Origin of the sequence: Catellatospora coxensis, from assembly GCF_016862635.1 — a bacterium.
Lineage (GTDB): Bacteria > Actinomycetota > Actinomycetes > Mycobacteriales > Micromonosporaceae > Catellatospora > Catellatospora coxensis.
Genome location: NZ_BONI01000042.1, coordinates 18431 through 36623 on the forward strand (window position 1 = coordinate 18431; position 18193 = coordinate 36623).

General features: G+C 70.0%; 14 protein-coding genes. 11 read left to right on the forward strand and 3 right to left on the reverse strand.

Features of this window, described 5'->3' with window-relative positions; translation table 11 throughout:
• Window positions 1-60 precede the first annotated feature (60 nt).
• From Cco03nite_RS23645 to Cco03nite_RS23665, 5 genes are all read left to right on the forward strand, one after another.
• A complete protein-coding gene (locus Cco03nite_RS23645; protein ID WP_203694376.1) occupies window positions 61-3189 on the forward strand; it encodes a lantibiotic dehydratase in 3129 nt (1042 codons plus the stop codon).
• Window positions 3186-4484, forward strand: a complete 1299-nt coding sequence (locus Cco03nite_RS23650; RefSeq protein ID WP_203694377.1) for a lanthionine synthetase C family protein — start codon at window positions 3186-3188, stop codon at window positions 4482-4484. The genes Cco03nite_RS23645 and Cco03nite_RS23650 overlap by 4 nt, the downstream gene beginning before the upstream one ends.
• Window positions 4484-6544 carry a methyltransferase, FxLD system gene (gene fxlM, locus Cco03nite_RS23655; protein ID WP_203694378.1) on the forward strand — a complete coding sequence of 687 codons (2061 nt, stop codon included), beginning with the start codon at window positions 4484-4486 and terminating at the stop codon, window positions 6542-6544. The genes Cco03nite_RS23650 and fxlM overlap by 1 nt, the downstream gene beginning before the upstream one ends.
• Window positions 6541-7653 (forward strand): hypothetical protein, encoded by a 1113-nt coding sequence (locus Cco03nite_RS23660; RefSeq protein WP_203694379.1) that lies wholly within the window; start codon window positions 6541-6543, stop codon window positions 7651-7653. Before fxlM ends, Cco03nite_RS23660 begins: the two co-directional genes overlap by 4 nt.
• 127 nt (window positions 7654-7780) lie before the next feature.
• On the forward strand, window positions 7781-8983 hold the full coding sequence (locus Cco03nite_RS23665; RefSeq protein ID WP_203694380.1) for a HEAT repeat domain-containing protein: 1203 nt from the start codon (window positions 7781-7783) through the stop codon (window positions 8981-8983).
• Between the two features lie 39 nt (window positions 8984-9022).
• On the opposite strand, the gene Cco03nite_RS23670 is transcribed toward Cco03nite_RS23665, so the two are convergent.
• Window positions 9023-9445: a hypothetical protein gene (locus tag Cco03nite_RS23670; RefSeq protein WP_203694381.1), complete on the reverse strand. Its 423-nt coding sequence runs from the start codon at window positions 9443-9445 to the stop codon at window positions 9023-9025.
• A 285-nt stretch (window positions 9446-9730) separates the two neighbouring features.
• Here Cco03nite_RS23670 and Cco03nite_RS23675 point away from each other — a divergent pair, with 285 nt between their 5' ends.
• Complete coding sequence (locus Cco03nite_RS23675; protein ID WP_203694382.1) at window positions 9731-10150, forward strand: DUF6188 family protein; 420 nt, start codon at window positions 9731-9733, stop codon at window positions 10148-10150.
• A 675-nt stretch (window positions 10151-10825) separates the two neighbouring features.
• Here Cco03nite_RS23675 and Cco03nite_RS23680 read toward each other — a convergent pair.
• The gene (locus Cco03nite_RS23680) at window positions 10826-11674 is read right to left on the reverse strand and encodes an RNA polymerase sigma factor (RefSeq protein ID WP_203694383.1); all 849 of its coding nucleotides are present in this window, start codon (window positions 11672-11674) and stop codon (window positions 10826-10828) included.
• 692 nt (window positions 11675-12366) lie between these two features.
• On the opposite strand from Cco03nite_RS23680, the gene Cco03nite_RS23685 reads away from it, so the two are divergent.
• The 3 genes from Cco03nite_RS23685 (at window position 12367) to Cco03nite_RS23695 (ending at window position 14590) form a co-directional block, all read left to right on the forward strand.
• A complete protein-coding gene (locus Cco03nite_RS23685; RefSeq protein ID WP_239167603.1) occupies window positions 12367-13038 on the forward strand; it encodes a DUF2637 domain-containing protein in 672 nt (223 codons plus the stop codon).
• Window positions 13039-13541: 503 nt separating this feature from the next.
• Entirely contained in the window at window positions 13542-14414 is an 873-nt protein-coding gene (locus Cco03nite_RS23690) for a replication-relaxation family protein (RefSeq protein ID WP_203694384.1), read from the forward strand.
• 32 nt (window positions 14415-14446) lie between these two features.
• Window positions 14447-14590 (forward strand): hypothetical protein, encoded by a 144-nt coding sequence (locus tag Cco03nite_RS23695; RefSeq protein WP_203694385.1) that lies wholly within the window; start codon window positions 14447-14449, stop codon window positions 14588-14590.
• 363 nt (window positions 14591-14953) lie between these two features.
• Here the strand turns inward: Cco03nite_RS23695 and Cco03nite_RS23700 are convergent, their stop codons facing one another.
• A complete protein-coding gene (locus Cco03nite_RS23700; protein ID WP_203694386.1) occupies window positions 14954-15268 on the reverse strand; it encodes a hypothetical protein in 315 nt (104 codons plus the stop codon).
• 606 nt (window positions 15269-15874) lie between these two features.
• Between Cco03nite_RS23700 and Cco03nite_RS23705 the strand changes: the two genes are divergently transcribed.
• Both Cco03nite_RS23705 and Cco03nite_RS23710 read left to right on the forward strand, forming a co-directional pair.
• Window positions 15875-16267, forward strand: a complete 393-nt coding sequence (locus tag Cco03nite_RS23705; protein WP_203694387.1) for a hypothetical protein — start codon at window positions 15875-15877, stop codon at window positions 16265-16267.
• A gap of 104 nt (window positions 16268-16371) precedes the next feature.
• Window positions 16372-18165, forward strand: a complete 1794-nt coding sequence (locus Cco03nite_RS23710; protein WP_203694388.1) for a recombinase family protein — start codon at window positions 16372-16374, stop codon at window positions 18163-18165.
• Window positions 18166-18193 lie beyond the last annotated feature (28 nt).

Consider the following 18193-nt stretch of genomic DNA (forward strand, 5'->3'; position numbering starts at 1 on the left):
GCCACACGTCCTCCCGTGGCCGCGCCGACCGGCCTCAACCCGATCCAGGAGATGCCCCGTATGCGTTCTGCTGAACACCGGGCCACGTACCGGGCCAGCGGCACGGCGCTCGTACGCGCCGCCGCGCACATCGGCCTGGAACTGCCCGCGTATCCGGACGTGACCGACCCAGCCGCCTCGGACTGCGCGACGTCGTGGGTGGAATGGTTGCGCGCCGTGTGGGCATTGCCGGAAGTCGCTGAGACGCTGCGGCACGCCAGTCCGGTCCTCGCGCGGCAGATCGTCGTTCTCATCTCAGCGGGAAAGCCCCCGGTGCGCGATGCATACCGTGCGGTGCTGTCCGTGATGCGATACCTGCAGCGGATGACCGGACGGGCAACTCCGCTGGGGTTGGCTGCCGGAGTGGCGGTCGCGACCTTCGCCAGGGAGCCCCAACTCCGGTGGGGCACGCGCCACCACACGGTGGCCAGCCCGGCCGCAACCTGGCTCGACGACGTGATCCAGACGCTGGAAAGCTGCCCGGAACTGCTCGCTCGGCTGCCTGTCGTCACCAACACGACGATGACGGTCCGCGGTGACCGCCTCGTGATCCCCGACCAGCCACAACGGGCCGGACAGGTGGCCTCGGTGGATGCCGTGTTGCGCCTGACCACGCCGGTACGCGTCGCCGTCGAAGCGGCTCGCGCGCCGATCCGGATGAGCGAACTCGCCGCGAAGGTACGAGAGGTCCTGCCCTCGGCGCCCGCTAAGAAGATCACCGTTCTCCTGGCCGAGCTGGTTTCGCGGCGAGCGCTAATCACGTCCTTGCACGCGCCCAGCACAACCACCGCCCCGCTGGCCCACCTACTCGCGCAGGTTGATGCCGCCGACGCTGGCGCTGTACAGCAGGTCGCCGACCTTGTCGCTGCGCTGCACGACATCCACGCGCTCATGAGCAGCCACAACAGCCAACTCGGCAGCAACGTCGCCTGGGTACGCGACGACCTCGCCGCCACCATGCGCATGACGCAGCCGTTTAGCCGGCACCCACTCGTGCTCGACCTGCGCCTGGACGCGACGGTGGTCCTGCCGGAGCCTGTCGCACGCGAGGTTGAGCGCGCCGCGCTGCTCCTGACCTGCCTGAGTGGCCACCCGTTCGGGCGCGCATCGTGGCGCGACTACCACATGCGCTTCTACGAGCGTTACGGCATCGGGTCGATGGTGCCGCTGCGCGACGTCGTCGTCACCGATGCCGGCATCGGCTGGCCCGACGGCTACCCCGCCGCTGCCGCCGAGCGGCACGCTCCGGCTGCCCGCCGCGACGAGCTGTTGCTGTCACTGGCCCAGGCCGCCGCGCTCGACGGCCACCGCGAGGTCATCCTGGACGCCGAGCTGCTCAACGCGCTTGACATCGGTCCCGACCAGCCTCGCCTGCCACCGCACCTGGAACTGTGCGTGCGGATACACGCGCGCGATCAGCAGGCACTGATCCGCGGAGACTTCCGCGTCGAGGTCGTGTCCGTCTCCCGTGGCGTCGGCACGCTGTGCGGCCGGTTCCTCCAGGTGCTGACGCCCGACGAGCGGCAGCGGCTGTCCGCCGAACTGGCCGACCTGCCCACCGCCGACGCCGACACGATTCCCGCCCAGCTGTCCTTCGCCCCGCTCGACCCCGCAGACGCGCACGTCGCACGCGCGCCGCGCGTCCTGCCGACCGTGATCAGCCTGGCCGAGCACCGCGGCCCGGACCCAGACGTGCTGAGCGTCGAGGACATCGCGGTCGCCTGCGATGGCCGCCGCATGTACCTGGCGGCTCCGACCCTTGGGCAGCGGATTGAGGCCACCGGCATGCACGCGCTCAACCCGACCCGGCACACCCCGTCGCTGGCCAGGTTCTTGATCGAGCTGAGCCGCGCCCAGTACGCCCAGGTGACCGCCTTCGACTGGGGCGCCGCGGCGAAGTTGCCGTACCTGCCTCGGCTGCGCCACGGGCGCGTCATCCTCGCGCCAGCGACCTGGCGGCTGCACGCCGCGGACCTGCCGCCACGCGAACGACCCTGGTCTTCGTGGGATGACGCCTTCGCCGCCTGGAGCGACCACCGCAGGTTGCCGCGCCGCGTGTACCTGGCCGAAGGCGACCAGCGGCTTCCCCTCGACCTCGACGAGACCGCACACCGCGTGCTGCTGCGTACGCATCTCGGCAGGCACCCGCACGCCGTGCTGGTCGAGGCCCCGGACGAGGACTCGACTGGCTGGTGCGACGGCCGGCCGCACGAGGTGATCGTGCCGCTCAAAGCCACCGTCGCCCCGGCATGGCCGCGCCTGCCCAAGCCCACCCCGGCCCGCCTCATCGGCCGCGACCAGGGCAAGACACCCGGCACGTCGCTGGTTCTGCTGGCCAAGCTGTACGGCGACCGCGACCGCCAGGACGAGCTGCTCGCCGAGCACCTGCCGCGCCTGCTCGCCCGATGGGAGACCGCGCCGCCGTGGTGGTTCCTACGGTTCCGCGATCCCGACCAGCACCTGCGTCTGCGCATCGCGTTGCCGGACGTCGACGCGTTCGGCCCCACGGCGCAGATCGTCAGCGCCTGGGCCGACCAGCTCCGCCGGGCGGGCCTGCTTCGTGAGGTGCAGTACGCCACCTCCTACCCTGAGACCGGCCGCTGGGGATCCGAAGCCGCGATGGACGCCGCCGAGACGGTGTTCCGCGCCGACTCGGCGACGGTGGTGACCCAGCTGCGCCAGCGCAAGCGTCCGCACCGGCAGGCACTGGTCGCCGCGCACACCGCAGCGATCGCGGTCGGGTTCACCGGCAGCACCGAGGCCGGCATGAAGTGGCTGATCGACCACATCCCCGCCGCAGCTCCGGGACCTGTCGACCGCGCGGTCTTCGCCGAAGCCGTCCGCATCGCCGACCCGCGCGGCAACTGGGCCGCTTTGCGGGCCGCGCCGGGCGGCACCGCCATCGTCGATGCCTGGCAGGCACGCGCTCAGGCGCTCGCCGCCTACCGCAGGCACCTGCCCGGCCCGCACACGGAGGGAGTCGACCCCGACGACGTGCTCGGCTCGCTCGCGCACGCGCACTTCATCCGGGCCGTCGGCGTCGATTTCGACGACGAAGCGATCTGCCTGTACCTCGCCCGGTCCGCGGCCCTGGCCTGGACCGCCCGTACCACGGCCTGGACCGCCCGTACCACGGCCGGCCGATCATGAACCACCCCGCGGCCCGCCTCGCCCTGGCCATCGCCGACCAGCTCGCCTCCCCAGCGGCGCTCGGCGACATGCTCACCGCTCAGCCGTGGCGGGCGCAGTCGCTGTCACTCGGCGCTCCCGCGGTCGCACTGCTGCACATCGAGTTAGCGGCATCCGGGCTGCGTCCTTGGCAGCGCGCCCACGACTGGCTGCGCTGCGCCACCTCCGGGGAGATCACCAGCGGCTTCGACAGCCACCTGTTCCACGGTGCCCCCGCAATCGCCCACACGCTTTCCTGCGCCGCCGTCGTACGTCCCGGCGCGTACGAACGCGTCCTCACCCGCCTGAACGAGACGGTCACGGCTGACGCCCGGCGTCGGGTCGAGATCGCCCATGCCCGTATCGATGCCCGTCGGCCCGCCCGGCTGGCTGAGTTCGACATCATCCGCGGTCTGACCGGCGTCGGGTCTCACCTGCTTCGCCACGACCCGGACGGCCGCACGATCCGCACGGTGCTGGAGTACCTGGTCCGGCTGACCGAGCCTGTCACCGCCGATGGCGAGCTCCTCCCGGGCTGGTGGACGCCGGATGGACCGTCCGGCCGCGCCGAGCAGCGCATGCCTGGCGGGCACGCCAACGCCGGACTCGCGCACGGCGTCGCCGGCCCGCTCGCCCTGCTGTCACTCGCCGCGCTGGAAGGCGTCGTCGTCGACAACCAACGCGATGCGATCGGCCGCATCGTCGGCTGGTACGACCGCATTCGTGCCCACACCGCCACTGGTCACACGATCTGGCCCTACTGGGCGTCCAGGTCCGAGCTCCGCACCGGGCCAGCGCGCCTGCCCGAACAGCAGCGGCCCTCGTGGTGCTACGGCACCGCCGGAGTCGCCCGCGCGCTGCAGCTCGCTGCCCGCGCAACCGGCGACCCCGGTCGAGCGCTCCAGGCTGAGACCGCACTCGTCCACGCGCTCACCGACCCCCGACAGCGGGACGCGATCAGCGATCCAGCGCTGTGTCACGGATACGCTGGGATCGCACATGTGGCGACCCGGATCGCCGCCGACGCGGCACCCGCCTCCACCGCCCGCCTGGGAACCCTCGTAGCCAAGCTGCTCGACGCCGTGCTGCCCTCTGACAGCACGCCCGACGCTCGCGCCGCCTCGCTCCTGCACTCCGGAGCCGGGCCAGGACTGCTCGACGGCGCTGCGGGCGTCGCACTCGCGTGCCTCGCCGCCTCCGGGATGACACCCCGCTCCGGCTGGGACACCTGCCTGCTCATCACCGCCGCCACCAACGCTCGAGGAGAAGACGCCTGATGCACACGACCTGGCGACAGCACAACATCGAGTTCACCGACCGCGCCAGCGCCGAGGCCGTTGCGATCGAGCACCTCGCGCCAACCCTGAGATCCGCGGAATCCGACGGGCACCTGCACACCTGGTGGTTCCTGCGGAAGAACCCGTTCAAGCTGCGCTACATACCTGCCGATCCAGGTACCAGCATCATCGGCGACCTGCTGAACGCGCTTACCACCGACGGCCTGATCATCGGCTGGAGAAACGGCATCTACGAGCCGGAGACGACGGCCTTCGGCGGTCCAGAAGGCATGGACATCGCGCACACCCTGTTCCACCACGACAGCCGACACCTGCTCCACCAACCAGGCGACGGCGGGCTCGGCCGCCGGGAGACCACCGTTCTGCTCTGCAGCGCTCTGCTGCGCGCCGCCGGGCTCGACTGGTACGAGCAGGGCGACGTATGGGGCCGATTCGCCCAAGAACGATCCGACGTCGACACCTCACTGCCGCCGGAGGCAGCGGGGCGAGCGAGGCTCATCAGGTCGATGCGCAAGCTCATGACGACTGACGTACGCGCCCTCTGCGCGCCCGACGGCGCCCTGGCCGGTCGTGAGGAGTGGATCGATGCGTTCGAGGCCGCCGGACAGGCACTTGCCCATCACGCCCGGCACGGCAGGCTCCAGCGCGGGTTGCGCGCCGTGCTCGCCCACCATCTGATCTTCCACGCCAACCGGGCCGGGCTGCCACTGCCCGACCAGGCCAACCTGGCCGCGCTGGCGTTGAACACCGTGTTCGCCGACGGCGAGCCGGCCGAACCCACGAGACATGAAGGACGGACCATGACCACGATCAGCGATCCGCACGCCTACGCGAAGAGCCCGCGAGAGCTTCGCGACTCGCTCGTCGAGCGCCTACGCCAGCGCGGAGCGCTCCGCAGCCCTGAGATCGAGGCGGCGTTCCAGGACGTTCCCCGGCACCTGTTCGTGCCGGGCTTCCCGCTGGAACAGGCCTACGGCGACAACTCCGTGTACACCAAAACCGCCCAGGACGGCGCGCAGATCAGTGCGGCATCCGAGCCGGGCATCGTCGCCATGATGCTGCACCAGCTCGACATCCGGCCCGGCCACCGCATCCTGGAGATCGGCGCGGGCACCGGCTACAATGCCGCGCTCATGGGCACCCTCGCCGGAGACAGCGGGCACGTCACCACGATCGACGTCGACACCGATCTCGTTGACGCCGCCCGCGAGCACCTGGCCGCAGCCGAAGCCGGCAACGTCGAGGTCGTACTCGGCGACGGCGCTCTCGGACACGAGGCAGGCGCGCCCTACGACCGGATCATCGCCACCGTCGGCGCCTGGGAGATCCCCAGCGCCTGGCTGGACCAGCTCGCAGCGAACGGGCGGATGGTGGTACCGCTACGGCTGGCCGGGGCGGCATCGCGCAGCATCGCCTTCGAACGGAACGCCGACCGGTGGACCAGCCACGGCAGCGAGCTGGCCGTATTCATGCCCCTGCGCGGCATCGGCGACGACGCACGCCGAACCGTCGCGCTCGCCGAGGACGTCACGCTGCAGGTCCACAAAGACCAGGACGTCGACGCATCCGCGCTCGCCGGCGTGCTGAGCGTGCCGCGTCGTGAGGTGTGGACGGGCGTGACATTCCCCCCGATGGTCTCGTACGAGTGGATGGACCTGTGGCTGGCCTGCACCCTTCCCAACGCCATCATGCGGATGAACGTGCGGCCGTCTGCCACCGAACGCGGCGCGGTCACGCCGATGTTCCCGTGGGGCTCGATGGCGACCATCCGCGGCACGAACCTCGCCTACCTCACCGTCCGTCCCGCCACGCCCGAATCCGATGGCGGCCGGAGCTACGAGGTCGGCGCCATCGGCCACGGACCGGCCGGTGAAGCACTGGCAAGCGACGTCGCCGAGCAGGTCCGCGTCTGGGACGAGCAGCACCGCGCCAAGACGGTCCGGTTCGAGATCCCCGACGGTGCCGCCGACGCCGAACCGGCAGCAGGCCGCTTCGTCCTCCACCGCCCGCAGCACCCCATCGTCGTCATCTGGGAATGACCATGGACGCCACTGGTCCGGCCGTAAGCCGCTTCCCTCTCGTAGCCAGGCCAAGGCCGACCAGCGGCCCGCTGCCCGTACGGGTCGCCGACCTGAGTGCCCGCGCTGAGGCGGCCGACCTGGACAATGACCTGGCTGGGGCATCGTCGGTGTTCAACCTGGCCGCCCTCATCGCATCCGATTGCGGGCTGCCCGACCTGGCACGCCAGTGGTGCCACGACCATGCCGCCCTCCACCTGCGCGCCCTCCCGCGGGGCGCACAGGTGGCGCGGCACGCCCTGGAACCACTGGTCAACCTCGCCCGCCTGCACATCCGCGGCGGCAACGGGGAAGAAGCATTCCGGCTGCTGGACAACCTCTATCGGGCCGTCGCCTCCCGCACCAGCACGGTCATCGACGGCATCGACGTTCCCGGCGAACTCACCACCTCTGATGCCGATCACCGCCAGCTGCGACAGTGGCTGTGGAGCGTGCACCTGTCCGACGGTACCCGAGCCCTGACCAGCCTCGGACGATGGCAGGACGCACACCGGCACGTGCTGCTCCACAGGGGCGTCGGCGACCTCATGCTCGACGGGCGGCAGACAGCCGTCATCGCCCAAGCAACCGGAGGCGATGTTCCCGCCGCCGTCACGCTCATCGACACGACCGAGCCCGGCGAGTCCTGGCAGGCGGCGGTCACCGCGTGCCTGCGCGTGCTCTGCACCGGTGGAAGCACTCCGGCCAGGGAACATATCGACACGATGTTCGGCCGGTACAAGGAGGTCGTGCGGACACCGGCGACGGTGCCATTCCACACCCGGCTCGGCCTCTGCATGATCGACGCCGCCGGGGGTGTCGATCACAAGGCCGGCCGAGCGGTCGCACTTGATCTGATCGAGCACGCGATGGCCGACCGCGACGTTATCACGATCAGCGACGTGATGGCCCACGACGGTTGCGTTTCCCGGCTGCGACCGGACCAGGCCCGCGACCTCGCAGCAGCGCTGGAAGCCAGCGAGCTTGGCCGGGGATCCATTCCGTCGGCGCTGTACGTTGCCCTCACATCGGCCCTTTCGACAAGCGCTGCAGTCCTCGACCGCCTGCTCGACAGCACCGATCGAACCTGAGACGAGAGCTGCCGCACCGCGTTAGCGGGGCAGCAGGTGCTGGGTCCGGTTCAGGTGGCCGTGTTCAGTGACAAGCGGCGTGCGGTAGGACAGCAGGGTGTCGGGCCGATCATGCATGATGCCGCTCATGTTGGAGACCTTGGACGATGTGCCCTGGGACAAGCTGACGCACGCTTATGGCGCCGCTGCCGATGTGCCGGTGTTGATCAGGTTGCTGGCTTCGGCCGACACGGAAACGCGAGATCAGGCTCGATACGAGCTCTACGGGAACATCTTCCATCAGGGCACCCGTTTCGAGGCCAGCGCCTACGCGGTGCCGTTCCTGGTAGAGCTGGCGCTGGAGCCGACCGTCCCGGACCGAGCCGAGATCGTCGGGCTGCTGACTGATCTGGCGGTCGGCCACCAGTACGAGTACATGGTGAGCCCGTTCCCCGTGGAGGAGCTGCGCTCGGCTGTGGGCGGGTTCGGCGCCGCGTGGCGGGCCGAGGTGAGCGCTCGCTATGTGTGGTGGGTGCAGGACATCGAGCATCGGGAGCCGCCGCACGAGGTCGAGCGAACGATCGCGACCAGCCTGGACGAGCTGCGGGTGTACGAGGACGTGCGGGATGCGGTGCCCCAGCTGATCACGCTGCTGGACGGCGCGGACGACGAGCTGGTGGGCGCGGCGGCCCACGCGCTGGCCTGGTTTCCCGAGCAAGCGGTGTTGACCGTGCCCGTGCTGACCGCGGTCGCGGCCGACGAGGCCCAGGGACCGGGGCTCCGGGCGACAGCGCTGCTCGCGGCAGGCATGGCGGGGCGCGACTCGCGCCTGCTGTCGGACCTGCTGGCACGGCTGATCCACGACAGTGACGAGGATCTGCGCTGGGCCGCCGCGGGGACATGGGCGCTGACCGCCGGGTCGGATACGCCGGACGCCGCGAAGGCCGTGCTGCGGATGCTTGGCGAGTCTGCTGGCAATGACGAGGACTACTGGCTGGCGTGGCGGTGGAACCGGGCCGACTGGTCCCTGGCGCTGCTCGACGCCGTCGATGAGGAGATGGCGGCGCAGGTGCGGCGGGTACGGGTCGCGGCGGCGCTGGAGGAACGTTGGAATGAGGGCGCCATGTGGCACAACCGGCTGGTGGACCCGTTCAACCTCGCCTATCCGGACGGCGAGCCGGATGGGCCCGTGCCGTTCGCTGAGCTGACCTCCGCGCAGCGGTGCCTGGTGGAGTTCCTCGTGGCCCATCCCGAGGCGCTCGAGGGCGGCCACCGGGGCGGGGGCCACCTCCTGCGCTGGCATTGTCTGCCCGACGAGCATCCGGTGCTGGCGGCGTTCGCCGGCTCGTGAACATCCGGCTCCAGTGGTACCTGCAAGGCAGTATTCGGCTCAGATAGTGGCCGTGTTGGTGGCCCAGCCACAGGCGGTCAGCGCGCGGAGGATCAGTGCAATGATCGGACGTGGTCGGCCGAGCCGGACGGCGATCTGCGCGACCGACACGGCGCCCATGCGGTGCATCAGCTCCATCACGTCGCCCATGTCGGCTACCAGCGGAGCGGTCGGCGACACGTCGTAGGCGGCCGAGGTCAGCAGCCATACCCGTGCGGTGTCCCCGTGCACGGCTGACGACCCGGCGGGGAAGTGCGGGCCGCCGTATGCGGCCATGACCCGGCGGGCGGTCACGGTCGCCGTGCACGGCCATGCCTCGTGTGCGCATCGTGCCTGGTCGCATCGCCGCCCATCGTCGACGGGCCGGTGCCGGCCGAGCACGTACTCGGCGTCGCGGTAGGTCTGGTCAGATCGCCTGGGCATCGCGGTGGCATCCATGGACGTGAGGGATATCTATGGACGCTCGTGACTACAGGAAGATCAAGTGGTCCGCGATGATCTGCTAACCTGCGACAGCTCTCCGAGCCGGTGGTGTGACTTTCAGCGCCAGTTGTCACAGGGATGCCGGCGGCCATGGCTGAGCATCGGCCCGCAGCGGCCGCAGCTTGGCTCGATGGTTCCGACAGGCCAGTGGAGCCGCGGCTCGGCGGGTGGGATGTCGCCGCCAATTGCGCGACCCCGGCGGGCGCGGGACGGCAGACTGGACCGGTGATCGACCGTGTGCCAGCGTTGACCGAGCACGATGACCGATGGGTGCTGCCGTTTCGGGGCTTGACGGTCACACAGATTCAGATCGACTTCGCGTTCGGGCTCAATCTCGACGACCAGGGCGCAGTCAGGATCAGCAATACCGCGACGCTGGGGTGGGTCAACATCGCTGCGCATCCTGACAAGGTCGTGCTGGAGCCGGAACGTCAGGACGTCGCCGCTGGCCTCCAACTGTTCAACACGCAGGTGACGTCGGCGGTCGCGTTCAAGTCCGGCGCGCTGCGCATCGTTTTCGCCAACGGCCGCAAGCTGACGGTTGACCCGGATTCGGACTACGAGGCGTGGACGGCGACGGGCCCCAACCGCATGCTCATCGTGAGCTTGCCGGGCGGCGACCTGGCCGTATGGCCGTCACGATGATGATGTAACCGACTCGGCTTGTGCTTGAGCGTTGGCCCAGTTTGGACTAGGTCGTAGCCGAGTCTGTGTTGTCGATCTGCTCGGCCGGGCTCGTGGTAAAGGCTTCGAGGCGTCGCCGGAGCTGGCGGTAATGGCCCACCGGCGTCGTGGCTGGCAGTGATAGCCGCCACTTTCGGCTGGTTGTCGCAACAGCACCTCTGCCTGCTGGCCTGGGATCGGCCTGCTGAGACCGGGTTGGGCACAACAGTTCGGCAGACGCGCTGCAGCAAGGCTTGGGCTTCTGGGCCGAGCGGTGGGAAGCTGTCGGAGTGACAGGCGGGCAGGCTGAGCGGTCGGGCGCGGTGATGGACCGGGCGCGGCGGGAGGTGCTGGGCAGCGCGCTGGCTACGGAGATGACGCACCTCAGCGCGGCGTTGTGGAATCAGGGCGCACGCGGACGGCTGGAGTCGGTCGCCGTCGACATCGACAAGCAGCCTGGTGCCGCCGACGTGATCGCGGACGCATTCGACCTGGCCTATTCGCGTCCTTCGGCGGAGCTGGTTCGGGTCAGCAACGGTGCCGCGGGTGTGGTCGTGCTGGCGCACGGCCCGTCGTGGTCGGTGGTCGCGCGCTCGGGCGGGCCGGTGTTGCTGCTGATCAACGGGACCGCGGCCGTGCTGCGGGTCGATCTGGACTTCAGCTGGCAGATGGAGCTGAAGGCGCTGGTGTCGGCTCTGGTACGCGCTGGGCGGGGATTGCCGCCGGTGGACGAGTCGCTGTCGCCGCCTCCGCCTTCGGACGGGCCGTGGCGCTCGCGTCGGTGAGGTGGGCGGCCAGGCGGGCTTCGGCACGCTGTCGGCGTTTGTAGGCGGTCGTGACGGCGATGCCCAAGGCTCCGGCCGCATCGGCCAGCCGGTGTCCGTCGAGGCGGGTCGCGGCGATCAGTTCGACGTCTGCGGCGGCCAGGCCGTTGCCGCTGGCGCGCATCTGCTCGGCGGCCTCGTACAGGGCCTGGCGCGGGGCATCGGAATGGTCGGGTGGCGGCGCTGGTAGGTGCTCAGAATCGGTCGGGGTGGGTCGTGCCTGGTGGGCGGCGAGTCGGCGGCCGGCGGTGGCGGTGGCGGTGTCGAGGAGCCTGCCGGGAATGTTCGTGGCGGCCGGGTCGATGACGGCCAGGCGACGCAGGAAGCTGTAGGCCAGGTCGGCGTCGAGGTCGGCGCGCTGAACGGGGTCGTACGGCCTGACCTTCGCGCGCCAGCCCATCAGCCCCGGTAGGGCCAGTCCGAGCGCGAGCAGCCGCGTCCGCGGGCCTGTCGCGGGATCGCGGGAGTTCAGTACGACGCGTGCCCAGATCCGGTCGACCTCGTCGAGGCTGGTGGCGGGGTTGAGTAGATGGCCGCTGAGCTGTATCGGCGTCATGTAGGTTTGCGGCAGGCCGTCGCCGAGGCTGCCTGCCGGGATGATCCAGGTCAGTGCGTCGAAGACGTTGCCGAACCAGTCCAGCAGGGGTCCGTCTCGGACGAATACGGGATCTACCGCAGTCATCTGCTCGATTCTGGCCCTGACATCGGCGTTGACCTAGCCGACATGCCGAGTCGCGCTCATGTTCGTTGATCGCCTCCCCGGCCACCACCGCCGGGGCAACCACGGTCGGTCAGCTCGGCCGCTCTCGGCAGGTCCGCCGCCGCGAGCGCACCCAGCCGCGCCCAGCGCCGGTCGCGGCACAAAACGCGGCGCGGGCTGCGGGGTCCGCCGTGGTGGCGTCGATGCCGCGCGGCAGCGTCCAGGCCAGCCACGCCGACCGGTCGTCGGCGCAGGAAGGATGGGCGCGGCTAGGTCGCCGCGACGTACATCAGGTCCCGGTGAGCGACTTTCATCGACTGATCATGCCCGCTGGATAGTGCGCGTAGCCCGGTTGTCGCCCGCGCCCAGATCAGACGCCATCTGCCTGGCGTCCGAAGCCCACCCTGTGAACGGACATCCTGTGCCGTGCGTCACAGGCGGTCGAATCCGGGGGCAGGCCGCGCCTGTCCCATAGGTAGAAGTGCTGCGCGCCTTGGGCTTCGGGCGCGCAGAACGTGTTCGTGGCCAGCCCGCACCGGTTCCCGGTGCGGGCTGGCTCTTCTTCTCTTCTGGAGGCAGTGATGACCTTGCAACAACCTGTTCCATTGTCCCGTGGCCGTGACCCGGCCGAGGCCCCGTCCCCAGCAGGCCAGGACACTCGGACCGCGCGGACCGTGGTCGGGCACCGAACCGAGGACCGGGTCCAGATCCTGATCATGCTGGCGATCGGGTTGGCCGCTGCGGCGGCGTCGTTCACCCACGTTCACGATGTGGCCGAGGAGCATGGCCAGCCAGGCTGGTTGGCCTGGGCGGACGCGGTCATCTTGGAGCTGATGTCCGTGGCGTCGGGACTGGAGTTGCGGCGGCGCAAACGACTCGGACTGGGCGTGTTCTTCCCGGCTTCGGTGTTGGTGGTGGCGGTGTTGCTGTCGCTGGCGGCGCAGGTCGTGGAGGCCGAGCGGTCGGTCATCGGGTGGCTGGCCGCGATGCTCCCAGCGGTGGGGTTCCTGGCCATGGTGAAGATCGCGATGGGCCGCGCCGACGGCACCCCACCCGGTTCCGGACCCGGCCAAGAGCCCGGTGGGGTGGCGGACCGGTCCGGGACCAGTCCCGCAGGCCCGGACATCGACCCGGAGGTGGCCGCGCTGCTGCCGGCCGCGCTGGCGGCGGCACACGAGTTGACTGCAACGGGCGAGGCGGTGTCGCGGGCGAGCGTGGCCCGGCGGCTGCGTGCCCAGGGTCATGCCTTGTCCAACGCCACCGCCAACGACCTCATGCGCCACGTGCGCGGCACCACCCCAAAGGGGGCGGCGGCACCATCCAACCCGGAGGCCGTCGTCTCATAGCCGGTTGTCGGGCCTGGCGGAGAGTAGCGCTGACAGCGCAAGCAGTCCACGGTCCGAATCGCTCGATTTTCTGACAGCGCCAGTGCTGTTGGCCACAGCACCGCCGGGCACAAGCCATCAACACCGGCCCGGCCTGGCACAGGCGGCTCAACCTCTCGGACCTACCGACCCGGGGCCGGATCCACATCTTCTCCGACAACAGGGAGCAACGACATGACCATGACCACGACACCGATGCTGATGACCACGGCCTTCCGCTCCGGCGCGCTCACGTCGCCGCACGACATCGCCCACCGGTCGGCGATCACTGACAGCGCGACCGAGTCCTCGCGGCGGGATCACCGCTGGGGCGCTCGGGTGCGGCCCCGGCTGGGGGCTCGCCTTGAGACGAGCCCCCAGCCGAATCCTCTGACAGGCGCGACGCCGCAGCGTTTGCCCACTTCGCGGGTCGGGCCGGATGAGCCCGATAACCCAGGTGGGTTCTCCCCTGGGCGGGGTGGCGCATGAAAACAAACGATGACATCGTCCTGCGGGTGCAGTCCCGGTTGACCGACCGAGACTGGACGCTGCTGTGCTGGCTGTTCGACCACGGGGTGCTGACCACCCCGCAGGTCACCACGGCGCTGTTCCCGTCACCGCGTACCGCCCAGCAGCGGCTGCTGGAGCTGATGCAGATGAAGGTGATCGACCGGTTCCGGCCGCACCGCCCCGACGGCGGCACCTACCCCTGGTCCTACGTCCTTGCCCATCCCGGTGTGCTGCTGGTGGCCTCGTCCTACGGCGTGAAGCCGCCGAGGCCCGCCGAAACCGCCGCGCGCCGCCACCGGCTGGCCACCAGCCGCAACCACGCCCACACCGCCGGAGTCAACGGCTTCTTCACCGACCTGGCCGGGCACGCCCGCCGTAACCCGCCCACGCGGCTGCTGCGCTGGGACCCCGAGCCCGGCCGGTCCGCAAGCGTTTACCTGCAGCCCGACGGCTACGCCGAGTGGAGCGAACAGGACACGTTTGTGGCGCTGCTGTTCGAGTACGACACCGGCACCGAGCAGCTGTCGGTGCTCACCGGCAAGATCGAAAGGTATCAGGAGGCGATCACCTACAGCGAAGCCCCGCCCTGGCCGCTGCTGTTCCGGCTGCACTCCGCCCGCCGGGAAGCGGCCCTGCACGAACGGATCAGCGACCTGCACACGCCCGTGCCCGTGGCGACCATCGCCGCTGACCGGCTCAGCCCCGCAGAAACCCCCGCCGACCGGATCTGGTCGATCCCCGGCCGGCGCGGCCTGCACCGGCTCATCGAACTGCGCGCGCTCTACGACCATGCCTTGGCGACGTGGCAGTACGCCCCGGCGGTGCTGGAGCGGCGCAAACGCAGGTAGCCGGAGCGCACCTCATCCAGGCCGACCTCGCCATGCACGACGCCAAGGACCGCGAAGCGGGCTGCGCCGGCTACGACTCGACCCACGGCGCGGCAACGGTGGCCGACCGGCCCTTCGAACGCGACCGCGACCGCCGCCACGACCGCACCGCCGCCGAGCCAGAGTCAGCCCTCTGAGGATGGAGGTCCTCGGCGGCGCCGCCGCCTGGGACCTCACTCACAGCAACCGGGCATCGGCGTTCTCCGCTGTCGGTTGCATGTCGGTCCGCTGTCGGGCTGGTCGTCGGTCAGCCGTCGCCCAAGATCTGCCAGGGTCGCGGTCGTCCACGCCCACCTGCCTGCACTCGTAGGCGTTCAACGTCCGCCGGTGGAAGTCAGACTCCCTATCGGGAGTTCTCCCCGGGGGCTGGAAAGGTTTGGAGGTTATGACGGACGTGGTTACCGACCGCGTTGGTCAGCCGCGACGGTCGCGCACCGCCACGACCCGAGCCGTGGCTCCCGCGGCACAGGCATGGGCACCGAGGTCGTCTTCGAGCGGCGCTATTCGACGCGCAGGGACTCCACGCGCAGGCCGCGGAGCTTGTCGCCGACGTCGGGGGCCACGACGCACACGAAGCCGCCGACCCTGCCGCCGGGCGTGACCGAGAACGACCCCCACACCTCCCGGCGGCCGTCACCCAGGTCCTTCACCGCGACCTGGCCCGTGGACAGCCGCTGCTCGGCGGACAGCTCGAGTTTCTGGCTCAGGGGCAGGTGGCACTTGGCGGCGGCCACGGCATTGGGGTCCGGCTGTGCCGAGCAGCCGGACAAGGCCAGCACCACGGCCGCCACCAGGACGACGAGGCGAACTGTCATCGCGCGATTGTGCCGGGCCTCACCCCGCCCGCGAAAGAATCTTGAACAAAATTCCTGACAGAAATCGGCGATTCGCTGACAGTGCAGGTCAGCGCGTTTTCGGCGATCTTGTGCTGTCAGCGGGCCGAGCCATGGTGGAGGCACTTGAATCATCAAGCCCACCGGCACCACCCCGCAACGCGCGGGAGTTCCGGGTGCGCAGGCCCGACAGGGACCCCCAGCGGGTGATCTGAGCGGAGCACCTGCCACCACAACGGAACACCCGCCCGGACCGGGCAGCACCACCGCGCCACACGCGCGAGCGCGCAGGTCCACCAGGCCCGCCGCCCACCCGAGGGTCGGCAGCAGGCCGCGTGGCACCACCACGCACGATCCGCCCGTGACGGACAGCACCCCGCCCTGGCCGGCCGACGGGCGACCGCACCGCCGCCACGGCGCGCATGCCCGCGACCGGGCCGATGCCGCGCGCCAACGACCGCCCCGCCCATCGCCGACCGTCGACCTGGCCAGCCCGTTCCGACCGACGACGCATATCCACGCGCTGCGATACGACGGCTGCCTGCCGCACCCGCGCCGGGCTTGAACCCGTCGGCAAGCAGAGCGTCAATGGACCGCGCGCGGTGGGGCCATTGCGGCCCCGCCACCGCGTACCGCCGGTGCGACACCGGCCCTATTTCCCGTTCACCACCAGACCACCGCCCGCGCAAGGCGGCACGGCACCCCGACCACAAGGAGGAACCGGATGCGCAGCAACCGCACACGCCCGACCTATCCCACCGGCATGTGGAGGCTGACATCACCACCCCAGAACCCGGCCCGGCCCGCCACCAGCGCCGCCCGCGCCGCGACAAGACCCAGCGCCGGCCCGAAACGATCGAGGCCACCGTCGAGATCACCACGGTCACCGGCCCGCAAGCAGCCCACCTACAACAAGAACAAACCCGAGCTATCAAGGAGGTGCTGGCATGGATAGCCAGCCAGAAGACCGTCGAGACCTGAGCCCGGACCTGTACGGTCCGGGCTCAGGCCCACAACCCACCCCCTGGACGAGCCTTTCGGCGATAAACGCCGGACAAGTCGTCCACGTCGCGCTGATACTGCGCGTGTCGGCCAAAGACCTGCAGAACCTGCAAGCTTCGCTGCTACGCCAGATCCGCAGCTGCGAAGCCCGGCTCCTGCCAGGCATGATCATCAAATACGTCTACATCGACATCGAATCCGGCCGCATGGACTTCGAGGACCGCAGCCAGGGCACCAACGACGACCTGGCCCACCTCGACCTGCCCTATCAACGCGACGGCGGCCTGCACGACATGCTCGAACAAGCCGCCCGCAAGGACCGAGGCTTCGACATGGTCATCTGTGAGAGCGCCGACCGCCTGGCGCGGCTCACCTACGTCAACGTCAAGGTCGAACACGAACTGCAACGCTGCGGCGTCGAACTGATCGCCGCCGACGAACCACAAGACTCCGTCGGCCGCAAGGCCACCAAGATCCTGCTCCGGCGGGTCAAGCAGGCCTTCGGCGAGATGTACGCGATCCAGGCCATGGAACTGGCCTGGGAAGGAACCCGCGAGCACACCATGGCCGGATACAACATCGGCCGCGCCCCGTACGGGTACCTGCCCGCCCGCGAGCGCCACCCCGCCCCAGCGCGGGCCGCCCAAGGCGCGACAAAGACCCGGCTGGTCGCCGACCCGCAACGCGGTGAGGTGATCACCGAGATGTTCGTCCTGCGGGTGCACGACGGCATGACGTTCCGGCAGATCGCCGAACGGTTCAACGCCGACCCCGACCGCTACCCGCCGCCCGTCGCCACGAGGGAAGAAGGCGAGCGGCGGTGGCGGTGGCCGGTCGTGCGCGACATGCTCGGCAACCCCAAGTACACCGGCCACATGGTGTGGAACCGCTCGACCTACCGCGAGGGTCTTACCGTCCGCCGCAAGAAGCGCAAGAAGCAGCTGCACCCCTCGCAGTGGGTCTGGTCACCCCAGATCACCCACGAGCCGCTCATCGACCTGCACACCTACCGACAAGCCCAGATGATGGAGTCCGGCCGCGCCGGATCCCGCACCGGCAACGAACCCAACACCCATCCCGCGACCAAGCACACCTACAGCCTGCGCAGCTACGTCCGCTGCCCCGAATGCCACCGCCGCATGGTCGGCAAAGACAACAACGGCCGGCGCTACCTCACCTGCCGCGGACCTCGCAACAGCGACGACCAGCTCACCGACCGCGCACCGCAGCACCCCGGCACCGTCTACATCCGGGAGGAGTCGATCCTCGCCGCCGTCAACGACGTCATCAACCGCCGAGTGTTCGGCCCCGAACGCGCCCAACTCCTCGCCGAACAGCTCGCCGCCGCACCAGCCGCGCTGCACGCCCAACACCTGGCCGCGCTCGAAGCCGCCCAACGCCGCCTGGCCGACATCGAACGCCGGCAGAGGTCCCTGACCCTCGACCTCGAAGACGCCGACCCGGCCGACCGCGCCTGGCGCGACCAACTCCGCAACCGCCACCGCGAACTCGAAACCGAACGCCTCGACGTCGCCGACCGCATCGGCGCACTACAGGCCAAGATCCTCGACAGCCCACAACAGGACACCGAACTACTCGACACCATCCCCACCACGGAGATCAACCTCGCCGAGATGCCGATCGAGCTGCAACGCCAGCTCTACGACGCACTCCGACTCCAAGTGATCATGACGAGCCGCACCGCCGCAACCATCAAGATCACCCTGGCTGGAGACGGCCCGGCGGAGGCGGCGATCATCGCACGACAAGATCAACAATTCGCGTTCGACAACGCCGACACAGCGGTCGACCCGCATCCGCACAAACGTGCGGATGCGGGTCGACCCCGTATGCGTAGAGGAAGGTGCCCTTCTTAACGCTTCCCGCGCGAGGCCCACGATCACC